The sequence below is a fragment of the Mesorhizobium sp. M0768 genome, assembly GCF_040320195.1.
Lineage (GTDB): Bacteria > Pseudomonadota > Alphaproteobacteria > Rhizobiales > Rhizobiaceae > Mesorhizobium.
Window position 1 is genome coordinate 142,015 of record NZ_JAMYPD010000003.1, and the last position, 20,982, is coordinate 162,996.

Genomic DNA, 20,982 nt, shown 5'->3' on the forward strand with positions numbered 1-20,982 from the left:
CGCCGTCGTGGCAGCCTTGGCGCCGCCGCGACGGAGGTCCGGCATGTCAATCGATGTCGAACGACACGCCCTGCGCAAGCGGCAGCGCCTTGGAATAATTCACCGTATTGGTGGCGCGCCGCATATAGGCCTTCCAGGCATCGGAGCCGCTCTCGCGGCCGCCGCCGGTTTCCTTCTCGCCACCGAAGGCACCGCCGATCTCGGCCCCTGACGTGCCTATATTGACGTTGGCGATACCGCAGTCCGATCCGTCGACGCTAAGAAAGCGCTCGGATTCCTGCAGGTCGCGGGTAAAGATCGAGGATGACAGCCCCGCTCCCACCGCATTGTGTTCTTCTAGCGCGGTGTCGAAGTCCGAATATTTCATCACATAGAGGATGGGCGCGAAGGTTTCCTCTGTCACCGGCGAAACCTGCCGCGGCATTTCGACCAGCGCCGGACGCACATAGTAGGCGTCGGGGTGACCGTTCTCGACCCGCATTCCGCCGGTTATCTTACCCCCATGCGAAGCCGCCTCCTCCAGCGCCTTCTGCATATTCTCGTAGGCAGCCTTGTCGATCAGCGGGCCAACCAGAGCGCTTGTCTCCAGCGGATTGCCGACCGAGACGCTCTCATAAGCCTTCTTCAGGCGCGGAACGAGCTGGTCATAGACGCTCTCATGCACGAACAGGCGCCTGAGCGTCGTGCAGCGCTGGCCGGCCGTGCCCATGGCGCCGAAGGCGATAGCGCGGAGCGCCATGTCCAGATCGGCCGTCGAGCAGACGATGCCGGCATTGTTGCCGCCGAGCTCCAGCACGGCACGGGCAAAGCGCTTCGCCAGCCGTGGGCCGACATCCCTGCCCATGCGCGTCGAGCCGGTGGCCGAGACCAGCGGCACCCTGGGATGATCGACCAGGATCTCGCCGACGGCGCGATCGCCGATCAGCACGGGCGCCAGTCCCTGCGGCGCGTCAGCACCGAAACGCTTTACCGCGCGTGCAAAAATCGCCTCACAGGCGAGCGCCGTCAGCGGTGTCTTCTCCGACGGCTTCCACACCACCGCGTCGCCGCAGACCAGCGCAAGTGCTGCGTTCCACGACCACACCGCGACCGGAAAGTTGAAGGCCGAGATGACGCCGACGACGCCGAGCGGATGCCAGGTCTCCATCATGCGATGGCCGGGACGCTCGGTGGCGATGGTCAGGCCGTACAATTGCCGGGAAAGACCGACGGCGAAATCGCAGATGTCGATCATCTCCTGCACTTCGCCAAGACCTTCGGATGGGATCTTGCCGACTTCGATCGATACCAACCGGCCAAGCTCGGCCTTGTGTGTGCGCAATTCCTCGCCGAGCAGCCGCACCAGTTCGCCACGCTTGGGAGCTGGCACCTGCCGCCACGCCAGGAAAGCTCTGTGGGCATTGTCGATGGTCGTTGCCGCATCGGCCGGCGAGATGGTCTTCAGCGCGGCGATCTGCTCGCCGGTCACCGGGCTGCGCACGATAAGATCGCCGCCCGTAAGCGCGCGCTCGGCAACGCCCAGTTTCGCCAGAAGCCCGGCCGTTTCCTTCGCAATCGTCATTTTCATCCCTTTCAGATCCCGTCGCTCATATGGCGTCGGTCCGAGCCTTGCGCCATACCCACTCCCTGCCGGTCGGCACACCAGGCGCTGTCATGGCGTGGCATTACGCGTTTCAGGGAGAAATCGCCACCCCGGCATGGTCCAAGCCGGCGTCCGACTGTTGAACCAGCCAGATAGAGCGAATCAGTGTGCCGTCTTGGCGGTTTCCCGCACGGCGCTTTCTTTCATCAGCCGGTCGATATGCATGCGGATATGCGCTGCCTCGGCGGCCGTATTGGCAAGCGCGATGGCGCGGTCGAAAGCGACGCGCGCCTCCTCGCCGCGGCCAAGCTGCATCAGCAGTCCGCCCTTGAGGCCGAAGAAATGGAAATAGCCGGAAAGCCTTCCCTCCAGCGGCTCGATCATGGCGAGTGCGGCTTCCGGTCCACGCACCTTGGAGACCGCGACGGCGCGGTTGAGCGTCACCACCGGCGACGGCTGCATCTGCTCGAGCAGGCCGTAGAGCAGGTCGATCTCGTTCCAGTCCGTGTCCTCGGGCTTTTCCGCCCGCGCATGCAGTGCGGCGATCGCCGCTTGCACCTGGTAGGGACCCGGCTTGCGATGGCGCAACGCCTTATCGACCAGCGCCAGGCCTTCATCGATCATCTTGCGGCTCCACAGGCTGCGGTCCTGGTCTTCGAGCAGCACGATCTCGCCGTTCTCGTCGAAGCGAGCCGGCGAGCGTGCATGCTGCAGCAGCAACAGCGCCGTCAGCCCCATGATCTCCGGCTCGGTCTGGAACAGCCTGAGCAGCAGCCGGGCCAGCCGGATCGCCTCTTCGCAAAGCGGCGCACGCGCCGAAGCCTCGCCGCTGTTGCTGGAATAGCCTTCGTTGAAGATCAGGTAGACCATGGCGGCGACGGCGGCGAGCCGTTCGGAGCGCTCGACCGCTCCCGGCGTCTCGAACGGCACCCCGGCGTCGGCGATACGCGCCTTGGCGCGCGTGATACGCTGCTCCATTGCGCTTTCACCGACGAGGAAGGCGCGGGCGATCTGCTTGACCGTCAGGCCGGAGACGATGCGCAACGCCACCGCGATCTGCTGTGTGGCCGGCAGGTCGGGATGGCAGCAGATGAACAGCAGCCGCAAAATATCGTCGCGGTAATGCGCCCCGTCCAGCCGCTCGGCGACGTCGCTCTCGGCATCCTCCAGATCGGAGATCTGGTCCTCCTCCGGCAGCGGCGCCTGCTTGGCGCGCTTGCGCACCGCATCGATGCCGCTGTTGCGGCCGACGAAGATCAGCCAGGCTGCCGGATCGCGCGGCGGACCGTTTTTCGGCCAGTTGTTCAGTGCCCTCAGGCAGGCGTCCTGGAATGCTTCCTCCGCCGCGTCGAGGTCGCGGAAGTAGCGCAGCAATGCCCCCATCGCCTGCGGGCGAGCGGTGCTGATTGCCGTGCTGATCCAGGCGAGTTCGGTCATGTGGAAACCTTGGCGGGATTGAACAGCGAGACCGGCCGGATTTCGTAGGAGCCGCCGCTCGGGTTGACCTCGGAAAGCTCGCGCGCGAAGTCGACGGCCTCATCGAGGTCGGCGCATTCGAGCGTGTAAAAGCCGAGGAACTGTTCCTTGGTTTCGGCAAACGGGCCGTCGATGACGATCGATTCGCCCTTGACCTTCCTCAGCGTCGTCGCCGCGGTCGTCGGCAAGAGCCGCGCCACCGGGCCAAGCCGGCCCGCCTGGGCATATTTTTCCTGCACACCCAGAAGTTTTTCCATGACGGCGTCGTCCTGCTCCTTGCTCCAGGAGCAGACGACGTCTTCGGAGGCATAGCAGAGGATCGCGTAGAGCATGGGTCGTCCTTTTCTCTGTCAAAGGACGAAACACTAGGGCCGATGCCGACATGGCGTCGACAAAAAAATACGCTCCGGTCCCGGCGTCATTCCCTCGCCTTCAGCCATCTCAAGACCAAGGCCTCCTCGTCGTCGAGCCCGGCGATCGAGCGCTTGCCTTGGTTGGCATCCGCCATTTCGTCCAGCAGCCGTCCTTCGGGCCAGGCGCGGAACACTTCCGGATGGATGTAGCATTGGCGACAAACCGCGCGCGTATTGCCGAGCCGCTCGGCAACCTTGTCGATGATATTGTTCATCACCCGCTTTTGCTGCGCCTGGCTTTCCGGACGTTCGGTTTGCGCAAACAGCGACGCCGCATGGATGGTGCCACCCCAGGTTCTGAAGTGCTTGGAGCTGAACTCCGCTCCGGCGTTTTCCCTGATATAGCGGTTGACGTCGTCTGAGCGCACCGGACGCCTGTTTCCGTCCTCGTCGAGATACTGGAACAACTTCTGCCCCGGCAGGTCCTGCGCTCCACGCACGACCTTGGCAATCCGGCGATCGACAAGCTTCAATCTCCATTCCTTGCCGGATTTACCGATGAAGGCAAAACGCAGGCTCGAGCCCTTGATGTCGACATGGCGGTCACGCAGCGTGGTCAGCCCAAAACTCTTGTTGTCGCGGGCATAGGCGGCATTGCCGACACGGATCATCGTGTTGTCGAGCAGCCAGACGATAGCCGCAACGACGCGTTCCAGCGGCAGGCCGTGACGGCGCAAATCGACGTCGATCTGCCGCCGCAGTTCGGGCAGGCTTTCGGCGAAGGCAATCAGGCTCGAATATTTGACGCCGTCACGCTCCTCCGCCCAGTGCGGGTGATAGCGGTATTGTTTGCGGCCGCGCTGGTCCCGACCGGTCGCCTGGATGTGACCGTCGGCATCCGGCGAGATCCACACATCCGTCCAGGCCGGTGGAATGGCGAGCGCCTTGATGCGTGCCAGCGCCTCCCCGTCGACAATCCGCCCGTCGGGTCCTTTGTACGAGAACCCCTTGCCCGAACGCAGCCGGCGAATACCGGGTTCAGTGTCGGTGACATAGTTGAGCGAGGCCCGAACGGCCGAGGCTTGCGCGCCGTTCTCCAGCGCTCGGTTGTGCGGCACCGCGTTTTTTGGTGCAGCTTTCCTCACAACCGATTGGCCAGACGACGACCCGGATTTGTCCAGCATGTCCTCTCCACGGAATTTCCGTAGATAAGCCGCTTGCCGGCTGCGGGTTCCAACGCCTCTTGATCTCTTGGTTCCAGAACAGCCTATCGACGTCGCCGTGCAACGAAGACGTGCGTCGTCACGCCTTTTCGAGCACGACCGGAATGACGTCGACCGCTTGCTCGCCGACCTGCCCGCCGGTGGTTTTCAGCACGCCGACGATCGGCGCCACATCGGAGTAATCGCGGCCGTAGCCGACCGTGATATGGTCGTTGCTTGCCCGCATGCCATTGGTCGGATCGAATTCCTGCCAGCCGGCATCGCGCCCGCACCACACCTTGACCCAGGCGTGCATGGCGTCGGCGCCTTCGAGCCGCGGCTTCCCGCGCGGCGGGATGGTGCGCAGGAACCCGCTGACATAGCCCGCGGGAATACCGAGGCCGCGCAGGCCGGCGATCATGATGTGGGAAAAATCCTGGCAGACGCCGCGCTTCAGGCCAAAGGCGTCGCTGGCCCGCGTCTGCACGGTGGTCGCCTCGCCGTCATAGGTGAAATCGCGGTGAATGCGGTTGCACAGAGCCATGGCCGTGCCGACTGTCGAACTGCCGGCACTGCCTTTCGCATAGGCAGTGATTGCCGCGTCGATGCCGGCATGATCGCTGGCGGCCAGAAAGTGATGCGGCGAAGCCGGCGCCAGCGAGTGCACTGCGCCGAGTTCTTCCCTCAGCCGGCGTATGTCCGGCGATACGTCGAGCCCGGGTTCGGGCCGCGACACTGAAACACGCGCGCTCATCCTGATGTCGAGCGCATCATGCGCGTCACGAAAGGCGATCGAGGTGACACTGTTGCCGAAAAAGTCGGAAAAGTCGGAACGTTCGCTGGGGGCCGGCACAAAAGACAGTGAAGCGGCAATGACGCGCTGCACGCCAGGGATGGTCGGCGGCAGCACGCGCACCTGATGGCGGCCGCCGCCGGCCGCCGCATCATAGTCGTAACGCAGGTGAAGCCTGATGTCGTAGAGCATGCTGTCTCTACCCGAAATAGGCTTTGGCGAGGCTGTTGTAGAGCCCGCCGATTTCATTGGCGAGATCGCCGAGGGCCTTGGCGGTCATGTCCGAGGGCTCCTTGATGGCGATCGACGTGTTGAGCTGCAGGATTTCCTTGGCCGCCGGCGACATATGGCCTTCAGCGCCGACAGCGGGCAGCAGCGCGATTTCGGCTTTCAGCCGTTCGAGCTGGAAAAGAATTGAGCGCGGGTTGAGCGGATCGAGCGCCAGAAGGTCGACCACGGTGCGCCGCCCCGCCTGCACCGGATATTGCCGACGGTGGGTCATGACGCTGTCGCCGATCTCCAGCATCATGTCGAGCGCACCTTCCGGCGCCTGGGCTCCGGTCAGCCGGGCGAGCGTGCGGGCGATCTGGATGCCGCGTTCGAGCCTGCGGCCGATTTCCAGGAAACGCCAGCCGGCAAAGCGGTACATGTTCTCGTGCAGCAGGCCGGAAAACCCGGCCAGCTTGCGCAGGATGACCGTCATTGCCCTTGTCGCGTCGTCGCCCGGCGCCACTGTCGCGGCAAATTGATGGATGGTCTTCGACAGATCCTTCAATGCCAGCCAGCCATCGGGCGAGAAGCGGTCGCGGATCTGCCCGGCGCTGTAAACGGCGCTGTCCAGCATGCCGATGAGCCCCAATGGGATTGCCGTCTCGACGTCGATGCCGAACGGCGCGAGATAGTCGCTGATATCGGCGAGCAGCGGCATCTCGGGATCGGATGTCTCGGCCAGCCGCACATGGTAGGCGCGCAGGATGCGCACCGTGTCTTCCGACCGCTCGATATAGCGGCCGAGCCATGTCAGGTTCTCAGCCGCGCGGCTGGGCAGACTGCCCGGCAGGGTTCGGGTGAAGCTGTCGTGCTCCTGCGGCAGCAGCGTCTCGCGCTCGACCGGCCTGTCGCTGACCACCCAGACATCCGCCGCCTGGCCGCCGCGCTGCATGGCAATGGCCGTCGGGTCGAGCGAAAAGCCGACACGGGCAAAACCGCCCGGCATCACCGTCCAGCCTTCCGGCGTCCGCGCCAGATAGACGCGCAGGCTTGCCGGCCGCGGCTCCAGCCAGCCGCCGACATAGACAGGCGTGGTCGACAGCGTCACCGCTTCCTGGCCGACGAAGTCGCCGCCGTCCCGTTCGATCCTGGCGACGAGCTCGGCCCGTTCCTCGACCGACAGCGCTGACCCGAGCTTGGTCGAGCCGTCGTCCTCGAAGGCAAGCCGCGTCGACAGCGCCGGGCCGATCACCATGCTATCGATATTGGCGAGCACATGTTCACGCTCCGTCTCCTGCCCGCACCACCATGTCGCGACCGTCGGCAGCAGCAGTTCCTCATTGCGCAGGGCGCGCGAAATCTTCGGCAGGAAGGCGAGCAGCGCGCGCGTCTCCATCAGGCCGGAGCCCAGTGCATTGACGGCCGAAACCACCCCTTGCCGAACCGCCTCGACCAGCCCCGGCGTGCCGATCTGCGAGTCCGGCCGCAATTCAAGCGGATCGGCGAAGGCGGCGTCGAGCCGCCGCCACAAGACGCTCACCGGCATCAGCCCCGAAACCGTGCGCACCATCAGCCTGCCGCCGGAGACGGTCAGGTCCTCGCCCTCGAGCAGCATGATGCCGAGATAGCGGGCGATATAGGCATGTTCGTAATAGGTTTCGTTCAGCGGTCCCGGCGTCAGGATGGCGACACGGCCGCCGGCTTGCCTGGCCATGCCGATCAGCGCGTCGCGGAAGCGACGGAAGAAGCCGGCCAGGCGGTGCACATGCATTTCGCCGTAGATGTCGGACAGCGCCCTTGTGGTGGCGACGCGGTTTTCCAGCGCAAAGCCGGCGCCCGACGGCGCCTGTGTGCGGTCGCCAAGCACCCACCAGCGGCCGTCTGGGCCACGACCGAGCTCGAAGGCGCAGAAATGCAGGAAATGGCCGCTGGCCGGCCTGGTGCCGACGACCGGCCGCAAATATTCCGGGCTGGCCGCGATCAATCCGGCCGGCAGAATGCCTTTCTCGACCAGCCGGTTCGGCCCGTAAATGTCGGCGATGGTCTCCTCGAACAGATCGGCGCGCTGGACCAGGCCGGCGCTGATGTCAGCCCATTCCTGCTCCTCGATCAGCAGCGGCACATGCGCCAGCGGCCATTCGCGCTCGTTGGCGCCGGCCTTGTCGTAGACGCGGTAATAGACGCCGGCATCGCGCAGGTACTGGTCGGCGCGGGCAAAACGCTGGGCAAGCTTTTCCGGACCCAGGTCCTCCAGCGCCTCGATGAAGTGCCGCCAGGCCGGCCGCGGATTGCCCGACGCATCGACCATCTCGTCGACGACGCCGTCGATCGGCTGATAGTGCTCCAGCAGACTGTGGGTCTGCGGCTTGCTGCGCAGCCTTTTGTGATTCCCCTTCGCCATGGCTGATCAGAGTCTTTGCGGCCGCCGAAGGTCAAGCGTCATCGGGAAATCTTCAGAGGCTTCTTCGTTGCGCAGCACATAGCTGGACGGCGTATGGCCACGCGGCTCGAAGCGGGCGAGCCGCCGCGCCTCCGCTTCGTTGCCATTGACCGGGAAGGTGTCATAGCTGCGCCCGCCGGGATGCGCCACATGGTAGACGCAGCCGCCGACCGCGCGGCCCGACCAGCGGTCATAGATGTCGAAGACCAGCGGGGTGTTGACCGGCAGCGCCGGATGCAGGCCGGACGCCGGCTGCCAGGCCTTGAAGCGCACGCCGGCCACCGCGATCTCGCGGTTGTCAGTCACCTTCATCGGCACGACGCGGCCGTTGCAGACGACGGCGTGACGCTCCGGGTTGAGCCCCTCGGTCTTCACCTGCAGCCTTTCGACGGAGGAATCGACAAAGCGCACGGTGCCGCCGATCGCGCCTTGCTCGCCCATCACGTGCCACGGCTCGAGCGCCTGCCTGAGCTCCAGCTTGACGCCGGCTTGGCTAACCTCGCCGCAGAACGGGAAGCGGAATTCGAGCTGGGCATCGAACCATTCCGGACGGAATGCAAAGCCGTTCAGCTTGAGGTCGTCCAGCACATCGAGAAAATCCGCCCAGACATAATGCGGCAGCATGAAACGGTCGTGCAGCGAAGTGCCCCAGCGCACGAAGCGGCCGTCGAGCGGGTTCTTCCAGGCCCGGGCGATGATGGCGCGCACCAGCAATTGCTGCGCCAGGCTCATGCGCGCGTTGGGCGGCATCTCGAAGCCGCGGAATTCGACCAGCCCGAGCCGGCCGGTCGGCCCGTCCGGCGAAAACAGCTTGTCGATGCAGATTTCCGATCTATGGGTATTGCCGGTCACGTCGGTCAGAAGGTTGCGGAACAGCCGGTCGACCAGCCACGGCAGGGGTGCCGCGCCCTTGTCCGGATGCGGCACCTGCGCCATCGCGATTTCGAGTTCGTAGAGCGTATCGTGGCGCGCCTCATCGAAGCGCGGCGCCTGGCTGGTAGGGCCGATGAACAGGCCGGAGAAAAGGTAGGACAGCGACGGATGCCGCTGCCATTGCAGCACCAGGCTCTTCAACAGGTCGGGGCGGCGCAGGAACGGACTGTCATTGGGCGTTGCGCCGCCGACGACGACGTGGTTGCCGCCGCCGGTGCCGGTATGGCGGCCGTCAATCATGAACTTGTCGGCGCCAAGCCGCGTCTGCCGCGCCTCCTCGTAGATCGCCGTGGTCGTCGCCACGCAGTCCTGCCAATTCGCGGCGGGGTGGATATTGACCTCGATGACGCCGGGATCGGGTGCAACACGGATGACATTGAGGCGCGGATCGTGCGGCGGGCCGTAGCCCTCGATATGCACAGGCAGTCCGATCGCCCTGGCAGCGTTCTCCGCCGCCGCGACCAGTTCGAGATAGTCCTCCAGCGCTTCAACCGGCGGCATGAAAACGCAAAGCCGTCCGTCGCGCGGCTCGACCGAAAGCGCCGTGCGCACGGCGCCGCCGATCTCGGTGATCTCCTGTTCGACGCGGTCTTGCTGGCCGGTGGCGGCCGTGAAGGAAACGGCCTGCTGGCGTCGCGCCATTTCGTCGGCGCCTTCCAGTTCGGCCGTAGCCGGCGAAGAAACAGAACCGGGCAAGATCGCCTCGCGCGCCGGCAGCGGGCCGCGCGGCAGCGATGGATCGACCGGCACGATGTAGGGAAACTGTGCCGGCGGCACATACGGCAGCGTACCAAGCGGCAGGCGGTAGCCGACCGGCGAATCGCCGGGCACCAGGAACAGCCGGCCGCGCCGCGTCTTCCACTTCTCTGAGCGCCAGCGCGGTCCGGACGCCTGGCTGTTCCAGCGCTGGACAGGCAGCACATAGCCCGACGGCTTGGTCAGCCCGCGTTCGAACACCCGCGCCATGCGGCTGCGCTCCTCCGGATCCTCCAGCTTCGAATTGGAGGGATCGACGTTGTCAGGCAGCTTGCCTTCCTTGAGCAGCCATTCGGCCGGATCCTCATAGGCTTCGCTGACCATCGTCTTGTCGATGCCGAGTTCGTCGGCAATCGCCGTCAGCAGGCCTTCGGCCTGCTGCGGTCCGACATCCGCCTCGCTGTTTTCCCGTGCGATCAGCGACGGATCGCTCCACACCGGCTCGCCATCGGCGCGCCAGTAGAGCGAGAACGTCCAGCGCGGCAGGCTTTCTCCGGGGTACCATTTGCCCTGTCCGTAATGCAGGAAGCCGCCCGGCGCGAAGCGTTCGCGCAGCCGGCGGATCAGGGCATCGGCCTTTTCCCGCTTGGTCGGCCCGACGGCGGCGGTGTTCCACTCTGCAGCCTCGAAATCGTCGATCGAGACGAAGGTCGGCTCGCCGCCCATGGTCAGCCGCACATCGCCGGCCTGGAGCGCGGCATCGACCTCGACCCCCAGCGCGTCGAGCGCCTGCCAGCTCTCGTCGGAGAACGGCTTGGTAATGCGCGGATGCTCGGCGATGCGGTCTACCCGCATGTCGAAGCCGAATTCGACATTGGCGAAGCTCGCCATGCCGGAGATCGGCGCGGCATTGCGGAAATGCGGCGTTGCCGCGAGCGGCACATGGCTTTCGCCGGTGAGCAGGCCGGAGGTCGGGTCGAAGCCGATCCAGCCGGCGCCCGGCAGATACACCTCGCACCAGGCATGGAGGTCGGTGAAATCGGTCGCCGTGCCGGGCGGCCCGTCGAGCGCAACGAGGTCGGGTTTGAGCTGGATCAGGTAGCCGGAGACGAAACGCGCGGCGATGCCGAGGTTCCTCAGTATCTGCACCAGGAGCCAGCTCGAATCCCGGCACGACCCCTTGCCGGCGGCCAGCGTTTCCTCGGGCGAGAAGACGCCGGTTTCCATGCGCACGATATAGGCGATCTCGCGGTGTAGCCGCGCATTGAGGTCGACGACAAAATTGACGGTGTTGGTCGGGTGGCGCGCGATGGTTTTCAGGAATGCCTCCAACAGCGGCCCCGCCGGTTCCGGCGTTCGGTAGATGGTCAGATCGTCCCGGATCTCTTCGGGGTATGCGAATGGAAACGTCTCGGCCGACGGTTCGACGAAGAAATCGAACGGATTGTAGACCGTCATGTCGGCAACGAGATCGACCTCGATCTTCAGTTCCGTCACCGGCTCGGGAAAGACGAAGCGGGCCAGGAAATTGCCGTAGGGGTCCTGCTGCAGATTGACGAAGTGATTTGCCGGCCCGACCTTCAGCGAATGGCTGAGCACCTTGGTGCGGGAATGCGGCGCAGGCTGCAACCTTATGACTTGCGGGCCCAAGACGACCGGCCGGTCGTATTTGTAGTGGGTCAGGTGATAGACGGCTGCCAGAATTGCCATGGTGCCCCTGAAGTCGGCGTTTCAAAAGGAGTTCGCTGAACCCTGACACGAATGCTGACCATTCTCCAAGCAGAGATGTTGCGCTGCACCTAAATTAAGCAGCTTTCACAGCTTCACGAAACGGAGCGCCGACCCCGGGATTCCGCAGTGTGGCGGCAAGACGTTGCAACGCTGCAGAGCCGAAGTCCGGCGGGTCAGCACCGGGCGCTTCCCGCCGATATCGATGATCGGCAGCACACGCGATGCTTCGTCGAAAAGAGCGGAAAAGAAAAAACCCGCCTCGGCGGGCGGGTCGTTGGAGCCAATTAGCACCATACCCAGATTAGTAGCATAGCTGCCGGCACAAAGCAAGAACAAAATGTGGCATGGTCGACGAAAGTTGCCGATCTCCCGCTTTGCGAGGGGAGATACCAGGCACGGGCATCCTGGAAGCGGAGCCTGAACCCTAAAAGAATGCCTGCAACCCGGTCTGCGCCCGTCCGAGGATCAGCGCATGCACGTCATGCGTGCCCTCGTAGGTGTTGACGGTTTCCAGGTTCTGGGCGTGGCGCATGACGTGGTAGCCGATCTGGATGCCGTTGCCGCCATGCATGTCGCGGGCCTGGCGGGCGATGTCGAGCGCCTTGCCGCAATTGTTGCGCTTGACGAGCGAGATCATCTCCGGCGCCATCTTGCCTTCGTCCATCAGCCGCCCGACGCGCAGGCTGCCCTGCAGGCCGAGCGCGATCTCGGTCTGCATGTCGGCGAGCTTCTTCTGGAAAAGCTGCGTGCCGGCCAGCGGCTTGCCGAACTGCTTGCGGTCGAGGCCATACTGGCGGGCGCGGTGCCAGCAATCTTCCGCCGCGCCCATGGCACCCCAGGAAATTCCGTAGCGCGCCCGGTTGAGGCAGCCGAACGGTCCTTTGAGACCCGAGACATTGGGCAGCAGCGCGTCCTCGTCGACCTCGACGCCTTCCATCACCACTTCGCCGGTGATCGAGGCGCGCAGCGACAGCTTGCCGCCGATCTTCGGCGCCGACAGCCCGTTCATGCCCTTTTCCAGCACAAAGCCGCGAATCTGGTTGTCATGCGCGCCCCCACTTTCGTCGGACAACTTTGCCCAGACGACGAACACGTCTGCGATCGGCGCGTTGGAAATCCACATCTTCGAGCCGGAGATCCTGTAGCCGCTCGCGGTCTTCTCGGCCCGCGTCTTCATGCCGCCCGGATCGGAGCCGGCATCCGGCTCGGTCAGGCCGAAGCAGCCGATCCATTCGCCCGAAGCCAGCTTCGGCAGGTATTTCTTGCGCTGTTCTTCCGAGCCATAGGCATGGATCGGATACATTACCAGCGACGACTGCACGCTCATCATCGAGCGATAGCCCGAGTCGATCCGCTCCACTTCCCGCGCGACCAGCCCGTAGGTGACGTAGTTGGCGCCGAGCCCGCCATATTCCTCGGGGATGGTGATGCCGAGCAGACCGGCCTCGCCCATTTCGCGGAAGATCCCGGCGTCGGTCTTCTCCTCGAGATAGGCTTCCTCGATCTTAGGAGCGAGCTTGTCGGCGGCAAACGCCGCGGCGCCATCGCGCACCATGCGCTCGTCCTCCGAAAGCTGGTCCTCGATCAGGAAAGGATCATCCCAGACGAATGCGTTCTTGTCGGCGGCCATGGCTCTCGGTCTCCCAACCTCATCCATGTCGCCCAAAGCTTGCCCGCGGGCCTGACCCGAGGGTGTTCGGCAGCTTGGGGATAACGACATGCATCGAAACAGAAATCTTGAAACGCGCGGCTTATCGGCTCCCGTCCTGAAAAAATCAAACGAAATAGCTTCGCCAATCCATGAGCATTGGTGATGGATCATCAATGTCGAGCGCCGTCGTCTGACCTGCCACAGCCGGCTCGCGAAAATTATTTCCGCTTCAACGCATCGGCCAACGCGGCGCCGAACGCGCCCTGCTGCGCCGGCGGCTCCGGCTGGCGTTGGGGCGTCGGCGCGCGCGGCACCGGCCTGCCGCCATTGTCGCGCGGCTTCGGTACGCCACCGTCACCATCCTTGCGCATCGACAGGCCGATGCGCTTGCGCTTGATATCGACGTCGACGACACGCACCTTGACCACGTCGCCGGCCTTGACCACCTCATGCGCGTCCTTGATGAACCGATCGGCCAGTTGCGAGACGTGCACCAATCCGTCCTGGTGCACGCCGATATCGACGAAGGCGCCGAAGGCCGCCACATTGGTGACGGTGCCTTCAAGCTGCATGCCGGGCTTCAGATCCTTGATGTCGTCAATGCCGTCGGCGAAGGTCGCGGTCTTGAAGCCGGGGCGCGGATCGCGGCCGGGCTTTTCCAGCTCCGCCAGGATATCGCGCACCGTCGGCAGGCCGAAGCGCTCATCGACGAAGACGCGCGGATCGAGCGCCTTGAGTGCGGCGCTGTCGCCCATCAGCGAGCGGACGTCGCGCCCGCAGGCCGCAACAATCTTCTTGGCAACGCCATAGGCTTCCGGATGCACGGCCGAGGCATCGAGGGGTTCGCTGCCGTTTGGAATGCGCAGGAAGCCGGCGCATTGCTCGAACGCGCGGGGTCCAAGGCGGGAGACCTTCAACAGTTCGCGGCGGCTGGCGAACGGACCGGAGGCATCGCGATGCGCAACGATCGCCTCGGCCAGCGATGCGCCGAGACCCGAAACCCGCGCCAGAAGCGGCACTGAGGCCGTGTTGAGATCGACGCCGACGGCATTGACCGCATCCTCGACCACCGCTTCCAGCGAGCGGCCGAGGCGGTACTGATCGACGTCGTGCTGGTACTGGCCGACGCCGATCGACTTGGGCTCGATCTTGACCAGTTCGGCGAGCGGATCCTGCAGGCGCCGCGCGATGGACACTGCCCCGCGCAGCGACACGTCGAGGCCTGGAAATTCAGCTGCCGCCGCTGCCGAGGCGGAATAGACCGAGGCACCGGCTTCGCTGACGATCACCTTGAGCGGCTTCGGCCCGGACCCGGCAGGCATATCAGCCAGCATGTCGGCCACCAGCCTTTCGGTCTCGCGGCTGCCGGTGCCATTGCCGATCGAGATCAGCTCGACCTTGTGCAGCCGGATGAGCTTGGCCAGTTCGGCCTGCGTGCCGCGGACATCGTTCTTCGGCGGGAACGGATAGACCGTTGTCGTCGCCAGCAGCTTGCCGGTGCCGTCCACCACCGCCACCTTGACGCCGGTGCGAATGCCCGGATCGAGCCCCATCGTCGGCCGTGAGCCGGCAGGGGCGGCAAGCAGCAAATCCTTGAGATTGCGGGCGAAGACATGGATGGCTCCTTCTTCGGCCCGCTCGCGCAGATCGCGCATCAGATCGAGCGTCAGGTGCAGCGACAGCTTTATGCGCCAGGTCCAGCCGGCGACCTCCATCAGCCAGCGGTCTCCCGGCAACTGGCGGCCGATGGCGTAGGCGTCGGCAATCATCCGCTCAACCGGTTTCACCGGAGAGGCGTCATCGGCATCGACTTCGATGTCGAGCGACAGAACCTCCTCGTTGCGGCCGCGCAACATGGCCAGCGCGCGATGGCTCGGCACGTTGGCCCAGCGCTCGACATGGTCGAAATAGTCGGAAAATTTCGCGCCGGCCTCCTGCTTGCCGTCGACGACGCGCGAGCGCAGAAAGGCGCGTTCCTTCATGTAGGTCCGCAATCTGCCGACCAGATCGGCATTCTCGGCGAACTGTTCGGACAGGATATCGCGCGCACCCTCGAGCGCCGCCTTGGCGTCGGCCACGTCTTCGCCGATGTAGGCCAGCGCCAGCTCGGCGGGTACAGCCGTACGGTCGGCGAGAATAGCTTCCGCCAGAGGCCCGAGCCCGCGCTCGCGTGCGATCTCGGCCTTGGTCCGGCGCTTCGGCTTGTACGGCAGATAGATGTCTTCGAGTTCGGCCTTGGTGCCGGCCGCAGCGATCTTTGCCTCGAGCTCCTCGGTCAGCTTGCCCTGCTCGCGGATCGAACCAAGGATGGTGTCGCGGCGCGCGTCGAGTTCGCGCAGATAGGCGAGCCGCTCGGCGAGGTCGCGCAGCTGCGTGTCGTCGAGGCCGCCGGTGACCTCCTTGCGGTAGCGCGCCACGAACGGCACGGTCGCACCGTCGTCGAGCAAGCCGATCGCCGCCGCGGCCTGTTCGGGCCGCGCGCCGATTTCGGCGGCTATGATGGTTGCGATGCGCTTGATGTCGGCTGCCATGTCGTACCTGTCGCTAGTCGAAACGAGCGGCGACCATAGGCGCAGAGCACTGCCGCGCCAACTGCGCCATTTTCAACCCGGCGAGAGGTCCACAGGAAAGGTCGGGCTGTCTGGATGGATCAGACCATCCGGCTCAGCGCCTCGAAGAAGGAAACCATATCCAGATCGAGCGGATCGTCGACCGGTACCGGCTGCGACGACATCTTTGCGATTACCATTTCGGCCTTCGGATTGACGTAAAGCCACTGGCCGTGGATGCCGATGCCGCAGAAGGCGCCGCTTGCCGCGCCCGTCTGGTACCATTTGTTGCGGTAGCGGCCACGCGGAAACAGGAACGCCATCGTGCCGCGCCGCCAGGCCTCGGCATCACCGCCAGTTTCGGTCGTGTCGCGCATCCAGGCTTCCGGCACGACGCGGCGGCCATTGGCCACGCCGCCTTGCCGCATCATCTCGCCGACGCGCGCGAGGTCGCGCGGTGTCACCGAAATGCCGCCGGCGGTGCGCGCCGTTCCTTCCGTGTCGACTGTCACCGAGGCATCGCCGACGGCGCCGAGCGGCGCCCATAATTTTTCGCGCATCAGATCGGCGAAGCGCCGGCCCGACGCACGTTCGAGCAGGATGCCGAGCAGGTCGGAATTGGGCGAGCGGTAGCGGAAAGTCCGGCCATGCGGCTCGGCCAGGCCCTGCAGCGTCATGAGGAAAGTGGCCAGGCTCTCGATGCCCCCGCCTGGATTCCACAGCATGGCGCGGCGGTAGCGGGCGAAGGCGCTTTCCGGATCGAGATAGGCCTCTTCGAAATCGAGGCTGACACTCATGTCGAGCACGTGCCGCACACGCGCATCGCCATAGGCCGAGCCGGCGGCTTCGGGCAGATAGCGGCTTACCGGAGCCTGCGGATCGAAAATCCCCTCGCCTTCCAATATGCCGGCAACAATGGCGGTCAGCGACTTGCTGATCGAAAAGACGATGTGGCGCGCCCCAAACTCCATATGCGGCGCGAACCAGTCGCCGACGAATTTGCCGCGTTTCATGATCGTCAGCGCGTCGGTATCGGAGCGCGCGAGAAACGCCGCGACAGTCTCCGCGCCGCCTGCAAGAGCGACTTTTTCGCCAAGTAGCCCGCCGAAATCCTGGGCCGACGCTTCGCTGCTGCCCGGCTGTGCCGCCACGGCAGCGCTCGGCACCAGCTCGCCGACATTCTGGAACGACCACCGGCTGAACGGGCTTTCCCGCCAATTGCCGAGCAGCACCTCCTTGCGGGCAAAGCCATACCTAGTCTCGAACGCGGTCTTGCCGGCCATAGCCGCTTCCTTCCGGGTCTTTGGCGTTCTAGGCGAGCGCCGCGGCGATGGCGTGCACGGCTTTCAATGTCGCCACCGATAGGCGACGTTAAAAAAATGCGGACAAAACGGACCCGGCCGGCGCCTGCCGCCGGGTCCATCACGATGCGGTCACTTCTGCAGTTCGGTCCAGATCTTGCTGTAGATTGCCTGCACGTCCTCGGAACACAATTTTTGCAGCTCGCCATGCGCCTTGACGTCTTCCGGGATGATGACTTCCGGCGCATCCTTCATATCGGCCGGCATGTACTTGTCGGAACCGGCAATGCCGTTGGCGTAGCGGTGGAAGGCGGATAGGCCGGCGGCATTTTCCGGATCCATGATGAAGTTCTGGAACAGCTTGGCGTTCTCGACATTCTTGGCTTCCTTCAGGACCATGACATTGTCGCTCCAGAGGCCAAAACCTTCCTTGGGATAGAAATAGTGGATCTTGGGGTTCGCCAGCCGCTGGCGCAGGGCTGAGCCGTTCCAGTCGCTGGTCGCCTTGAAATCGCCGGCGCCCATTTTCTCGATGGTATTGTATTCCATTGCGATCCAGTTCGGCTTGGCAGCAACCAGCGTGTCACGCACCTTCTTCAGCGTTTCCTTGTCGCTGGCGCATTGCGCGGCGCCGACATATTTGGTCGCCGCGAACATGACGTCGTTCATTTCCGGCACGACGTTGACCTTGCCCTTCAGTTCGTCGGGCGTGTTGAAGATGATGCCCCAACTGTCCGACGGCCCCTTGTAGACATCGGTGTTCACCACGATGCCCACCGTGCCCCAGGCCCATGGCACGGAATATTTGCGGCCCGGATCGAAATCGGGATTGGCCCATTCCGGCGCCACGTTCTTGAAGTTCTCCATCTTGCCGGGATCGGTCTCCTGAACGAGGCCTTCCTTGATCCAGATCGGCACGAAGGTTTGCGAAGGCACCGCGATGTCGAAGCCGGTGCCGCCCTGGCGAACCTTGGCCAGCGCCGTATCGTTCGAATCGTAATCGGTGATGGTCACCTTGATGTTGTATTTCTGCTCGAACTTCTTGATCACGTCGGGGCTGGTGTAGTTGCCCCAATTGTAGATGTTCAAAACGCCGTCCGCGAAAGCGCCGCTTGTCGAGGCGAGCAGCGCCAACCCGACGGCGGTCGCTGATGTCTTCCAGTTCATGTTTTAGCTCCCATTTTCGATTTTCAGTCCCGTTTCCTGCTGATGAAGAAAAACAACGTCACGATGGCGACCGACAAGAGCAGGAACACGGTCGATATCGCGTTGATCTCCGGCGTTATCCCTCGACGTATCTGGCCAAGCATGTAGGTCGGCAGCGTGTCCTGGCCGCCCGATTTCACGAACTCGGTGATGACGACATCGTCGAGCGAGATTACGAAGGCCAGCATCAATCCGGCCAGGATGCCGGGCCAAAGCAGCGGCAGGGTGATGCGGCGGAACGTCTTCCACGGCGTCGCATAGAGATCGGCGGCGGCCCGTTCCAGCGTCAGGTCCATGTTCTCCAGCCGCGCCCGGATCGGCAGGTAGGCGAACGGAATGCAAAAGGCCGTATGCGCCGCGATTAGGTAGCCGAGTCCGGAATAGCCGGTGAATATCTTGATGCGCGAGAAAAAGATCAGCAGCGCCACGCCGGTGACGATCTCCGGCACCATCAGAGGTTGGTTGATGGCGGCATATTTGAAGGTCAGGCCGGGATAGGGCGGCGTGCGCGTGGTGGCGAGCGCCGCCATGGTGGCGAAGATCGTGGCCAGGATCGCCGCGATGGCGCCGATCTGGAAGGAGCGCACGGTGGCGTCGATGACTTGCGTGTTCTGCCACGCCGACTGGAACCATTTGAGCGAGAAGCCGCCCCATTCCGACGTCGAGGTCGCGGCGTTGAAGGCATAGACGACCAGCACGACGATGGGCAGATAGAGGACGACGAAGCAGGTCGCGGCGATCGCGGTGAATCCCGGCTGATGCTTGATTGCGAAGCTGCTAGCCATGACGCATCTCCGACCGGCCGGTGTTACGCACATAGGCGAGCAGCGCCACCATGACGATGACCATGACGGCGATCGACAGCGCCGAGCCGAGCGGCCAGTTGCGGCCTTGCCCGAACTGCAGCTCGATCAGGTTGGAAAGCATCATGGTCTTACCGCCGCCCAATAGGACCGGTGTGACATAGGCGCCGAGCGCCGGAATGAACACCAGGATGGAGCCGGCGATGACGCCCGGCTTGACCAGCGGGAAAATGATACGCCTGAGCACCTGGAAGCGTGTCGCATAAAGATCGTAGCCGGCTTCGACCAGCCGGAAATCGAGTTTTTCCATGCTGGCGTAGATCGGCAGCACCATCAGCGGCAGATAGACATAGGCCATGCCGATCAGGATCGCCGTATCGGTGAACAATATCTGGATCGGCGCCGAGATGATGCCGAGCTTGAGCAGCACCGTGTTGATCAGACCTTCGTTGCGGATGATCTGCAGCACCGCGAAGGTGCGGATCAGCAAGTTGGTCCAGAACGGTATGGTGATCAGGAACAGCCAGAGATCGCGCGTCTTCTCGCTGCGCGTCGCCATGAAATAGGCAGTAGGAAAACCAAGCGCCAAAGTAGCGATCGTGGTCACGATGGCAAGCTTGATCGAGCGCCAGAAGATAGTGACATGGGCGGCAGCAATGGAAAGCGTGTCGTCGAAGATGTCGCGTTCCATGAACACCGATGTCCAGGCCTCGGGCGAGAATTGCCACTTCACGTCGCCATAAGGGCCGGGCGTCAAAAACGAATAAACCAGCACGATCAGCAAGGGACCGGTTGCTGCAAGGAAGATGATCAGCAGGGCCGGCGCCGACAGCAGCCAGCGGTCGCGGATGTCGCGCCGTTCGGCCGCCTTGGCGACTTCTTCCGCGCTCGCCATCAATCCCTCAGCACTTGCGCGGCGTCGTTGCCGATCGAGACGCCGACCTTGTCGCCCCGCTCGAAACCGCAGCCTGCGCTGCGCGTGTTCTGCTGGCGCACGGTGAAGGCTTCGCCGCTGTCCAGTTGGACATGAATATGCGTGTCGGTGCCGAAATAGACGATGTTTTCGACGGTTCCGGAAAGATCGCCCTTGCCGCCGGTCAGCTTGGCGTGTTCCGGCCTGACCACCAGCGTCGCATTCTCCTTCGGCTGGAAGCCCTCAGCCACCGTCGCGTCGATCGTCGCGCCGGATTTTAGTGTCGCGCGCGCCTTGCCGTTGCCGATGCCGGTGATGGCCGCGGTCAGGAAATTGGTTTCGCCGATGAAGTCGGCGACGAAGCGCTCGGCCGGCTTGTCATAGATGTCCCAGGGCGTGCCGACCTGCAGGATCTTGCCGGCCGACATCACGGCGATGCGGTCGGACATGGTCAGCGCTTCTTCCTGGTCATGGGTGACGAAGATGAAGGTGATGCCGGTCTGGTGCTGCAGCCGTTTCAGTTCGATCTGCATTTCCTTGCGCAGCTTGTAGTCGAGTGCCGACAGCGGCTCGTCGAGCAACAGCACTTTCGGCTGCGGCGCCAGCGCGCGGGCCAGTGCGACGCGCTGCTGCTGGCCGCCGGAGATCTGGCTGGTGCGGCGGGCACTCAGCGCCTCCATCTTGACCAACTTCAGCATCTCGGCGACGCGCGCCTTGATTTCGGTCTTCGGCTTGCCCAGCATCTCCAGCCCGAAGCCGATATTCTCGGCCACTGTCATGTGCGGGAACAGCGCATAGGACTGGAAGACGGTGTTGACCGGCCGCTTGAACGGCGGCAGCGGCGCGATGTCGTGGCCGTGCAGCAGGATTTCGCCTTCGCTGGGAAAATCGAAGCCGGCGATCAGCCTGAGCAGCGTCGTCTTTCCGCAGCCCGACGGCCCGAGCAGCGTGAAGAACTCGTTCTCGCGGATCGACACCGAAACCGTGTCGAGAGCGGCGACTTGTGCGTCCCCGGTACCGAACACCTTGCGGACGCCGCGGACCTCGATTGCACTCTTACCCGGTTGATCCGGCACGCATTACCCCATTTTCATGTCCGCTCTTGATGGCGGATCCAGTTCCCATTCGATTGTCAGCATATGC

Annotated in this window: 14 protein-coding genes; all 14 read right to left on the reverse strand. The window is 64.1% G+C overall.

The features are described 5' to 3' along the window. Nucleotides 1-46: 46 nt before the first annotated feature. A complete protein-coding gene (gene amaB / locus NKI08_RS05135) occupies nucleotides 47-1,561 on the reverse strand; it encodes an L-piperidine-6-carboxylate dehydrogenase (protein WP_352682656.1) in 1,515 nt (504 codons plus the stop codon). 183 nt (nucleotides 1,562-1,744) lie between these two features. Beyond that, complete coding sequence (locus tag NKI08_RS05140; RefSeq protein ID WP_352448164.1) at nucleotides 1,745-3,019, reverse strand: RNA polymerase sigma factor; 1,275 nt, start codon at nucleotides 3,017-3,019, stop codon at nucleotides 1,745-1,747. Further along, nucleotides 3,016-3,390, reverse strand: coding sequence for a YciI family protein (locus NKI08_RS05145; RefSeq protein ID WP_352767604.1), 375 nt, complete (start codon nucleotides 3,388-3,390; stop codon nucleotides 3,016-3,018). The genes NKI08_RS05140 and NKI08_RS05145 overlap by 4 nt, the downstream gene beginning before the upstream one ends. A gap of 86 nt (nucleotides 3,391-3,476) precedes the next feature. Further along, nucleotides 3,477-4,595, reverse strand: coding sequence for a DNA topoisomerase IB (locus NKI08_RS05150; protein WP_352767606.1), 1,119 nt, complete (start codon nucleotides 4,593-4,595; stop codon nucleotides 3,477-3,479). A gap of 118 nt (nucleotides 4,596-4,713) precedes the next feature. Next, entirely contained in the window at nucleotides 4,714-5,598 is an 885-nt protein-coding gene (locus NKI08_RS05155; RefSeq protein ID WP_352448166.1) for a transglutaminase family protein, read from the reverse strand. Between the two features lie 7 nt (nucleotides 5,599-5,605). Then, nucleotides 5,606-8,017, reverse strand: a complete 2,412-nt coding sequence (locus NKI08_RS05160; RefSeq protein WP_352767608.1) for a circularly permuted type 2 ATP-grasp protein — start codon at nucleotides 8,015-8,017, stop codon at nucleotides 5,606-5,608. Between the two features lie 6 nt (nucleotides 8,018-8,023). Next, complete coding sequence (locus tag NKI08_RS05165; protein ID WP_352767610.1) at nucleotides 8,024-11,395, reverse strand: transglutaminase family protein; 3,372 nt, start codon at nucleotides 11,393-11,395, stop codon at nucleotides 8,024-8,026. Nucleotides 11,396-11,840: 445 nt separating this feature from the next. Continuing rightward, the gene (locus tag NKI08_RS05170; protein WP_352767612.1) at nucleotides 11,841-13,046 is read right to left on the reverse strand and encodes an acyl-CoA dehydrogenase; all 1,206 of its coding nucleotides are present in this window, start codon (nucleotides 13,044-13,046) and stop codon (nucleotides 11,841-11,843) included. A gap of 239 nt (nucleotides 13,047-13,285) precedes the next feature. After that, nucleotides 13,286-15,598, reverse strand: coding sequence for a Tex family protein (locus NKI08_RS05175; RefSeq protein WP_352767614.1), 2,313 nt, complete (start codon nucleotides 15,596-15,598; stop codon nucleotides 13,286-13,288). A gap of 119 nt (nucleotides 15,599-15,717) precedes the next feature. After that, nucleotides 15,718-16,899 carry a serine hydrolase domain-containing protein gene (locus tag NKI08_RS05180; RefSeq protein ID WP_352767616.1) on the reverse strand — a complete coding sequence of 394 codons (1,182 nt, stop codon included), beginning with the start codon at nucleotides 16,897-16,899 and terminating at the stop codon, nucleotides 15,718-15,720. 150 nt (nucleotides 16,900-17,049) lie between these two features. Beyond that, nucleotides 17,050-18,084, reverse strand: a complete 1,035-nt coding sequence (locus NKI08_RS05185) for an ABC transporter substrate-binding protein (protein WP_352539328.1) — start codon at nucleotides 18,082-18,084, stop codon at nucleotides 17,050-17,052. A gap of 23 nt (nucleotides 18,085-18,107) precedes the next feature. Then, nucleotides 18,108-18,908: an ABC transporter permease gene (locus NKI08_RS05190; RefSeq protein ID WP_352469567.1), complete on the reverse strand. Its 801-nt coding sequence runs from the start codon at nucleotides 18,906-18,908 to the stop codon at nucleotides 18,108-18,110. Then, nucleotides 18,901-19,821, reverse strand: a complete 921-nt coding sequence (locus tag NKI08_RS05195; protein ID WP_352469566.1) for an ABC transporter permease — start codon at nucleotides 19,819-19,821, stop codon at nucleotides 18,901-18,903. The genes NKI08_RS05190 and NKI08_RS05195 overlap by 8 nt, the downstream gene beginning before the upstream one ends. Continuing rightward, the gene (locus NKI08_RS05200) at nucleotides 19,821-20,915 is read right to left on the reverse strand and encodes an ABC transporter ATP-binding protein (protein WP_352682561.1); all 1,095 of its coding nucleotides are present in this window, start codon (nucleotides 20,913-20,915) and stop codon (nucleotides 19,821-19,823) included. Before NKI08_RS05200 ends, NKI08_RS05195 begins: the two co-directional genes overlap by 1 nt. Between the last annotated feature and the right edge of the window lie 67 nt (nucleotides 20,916-20,982).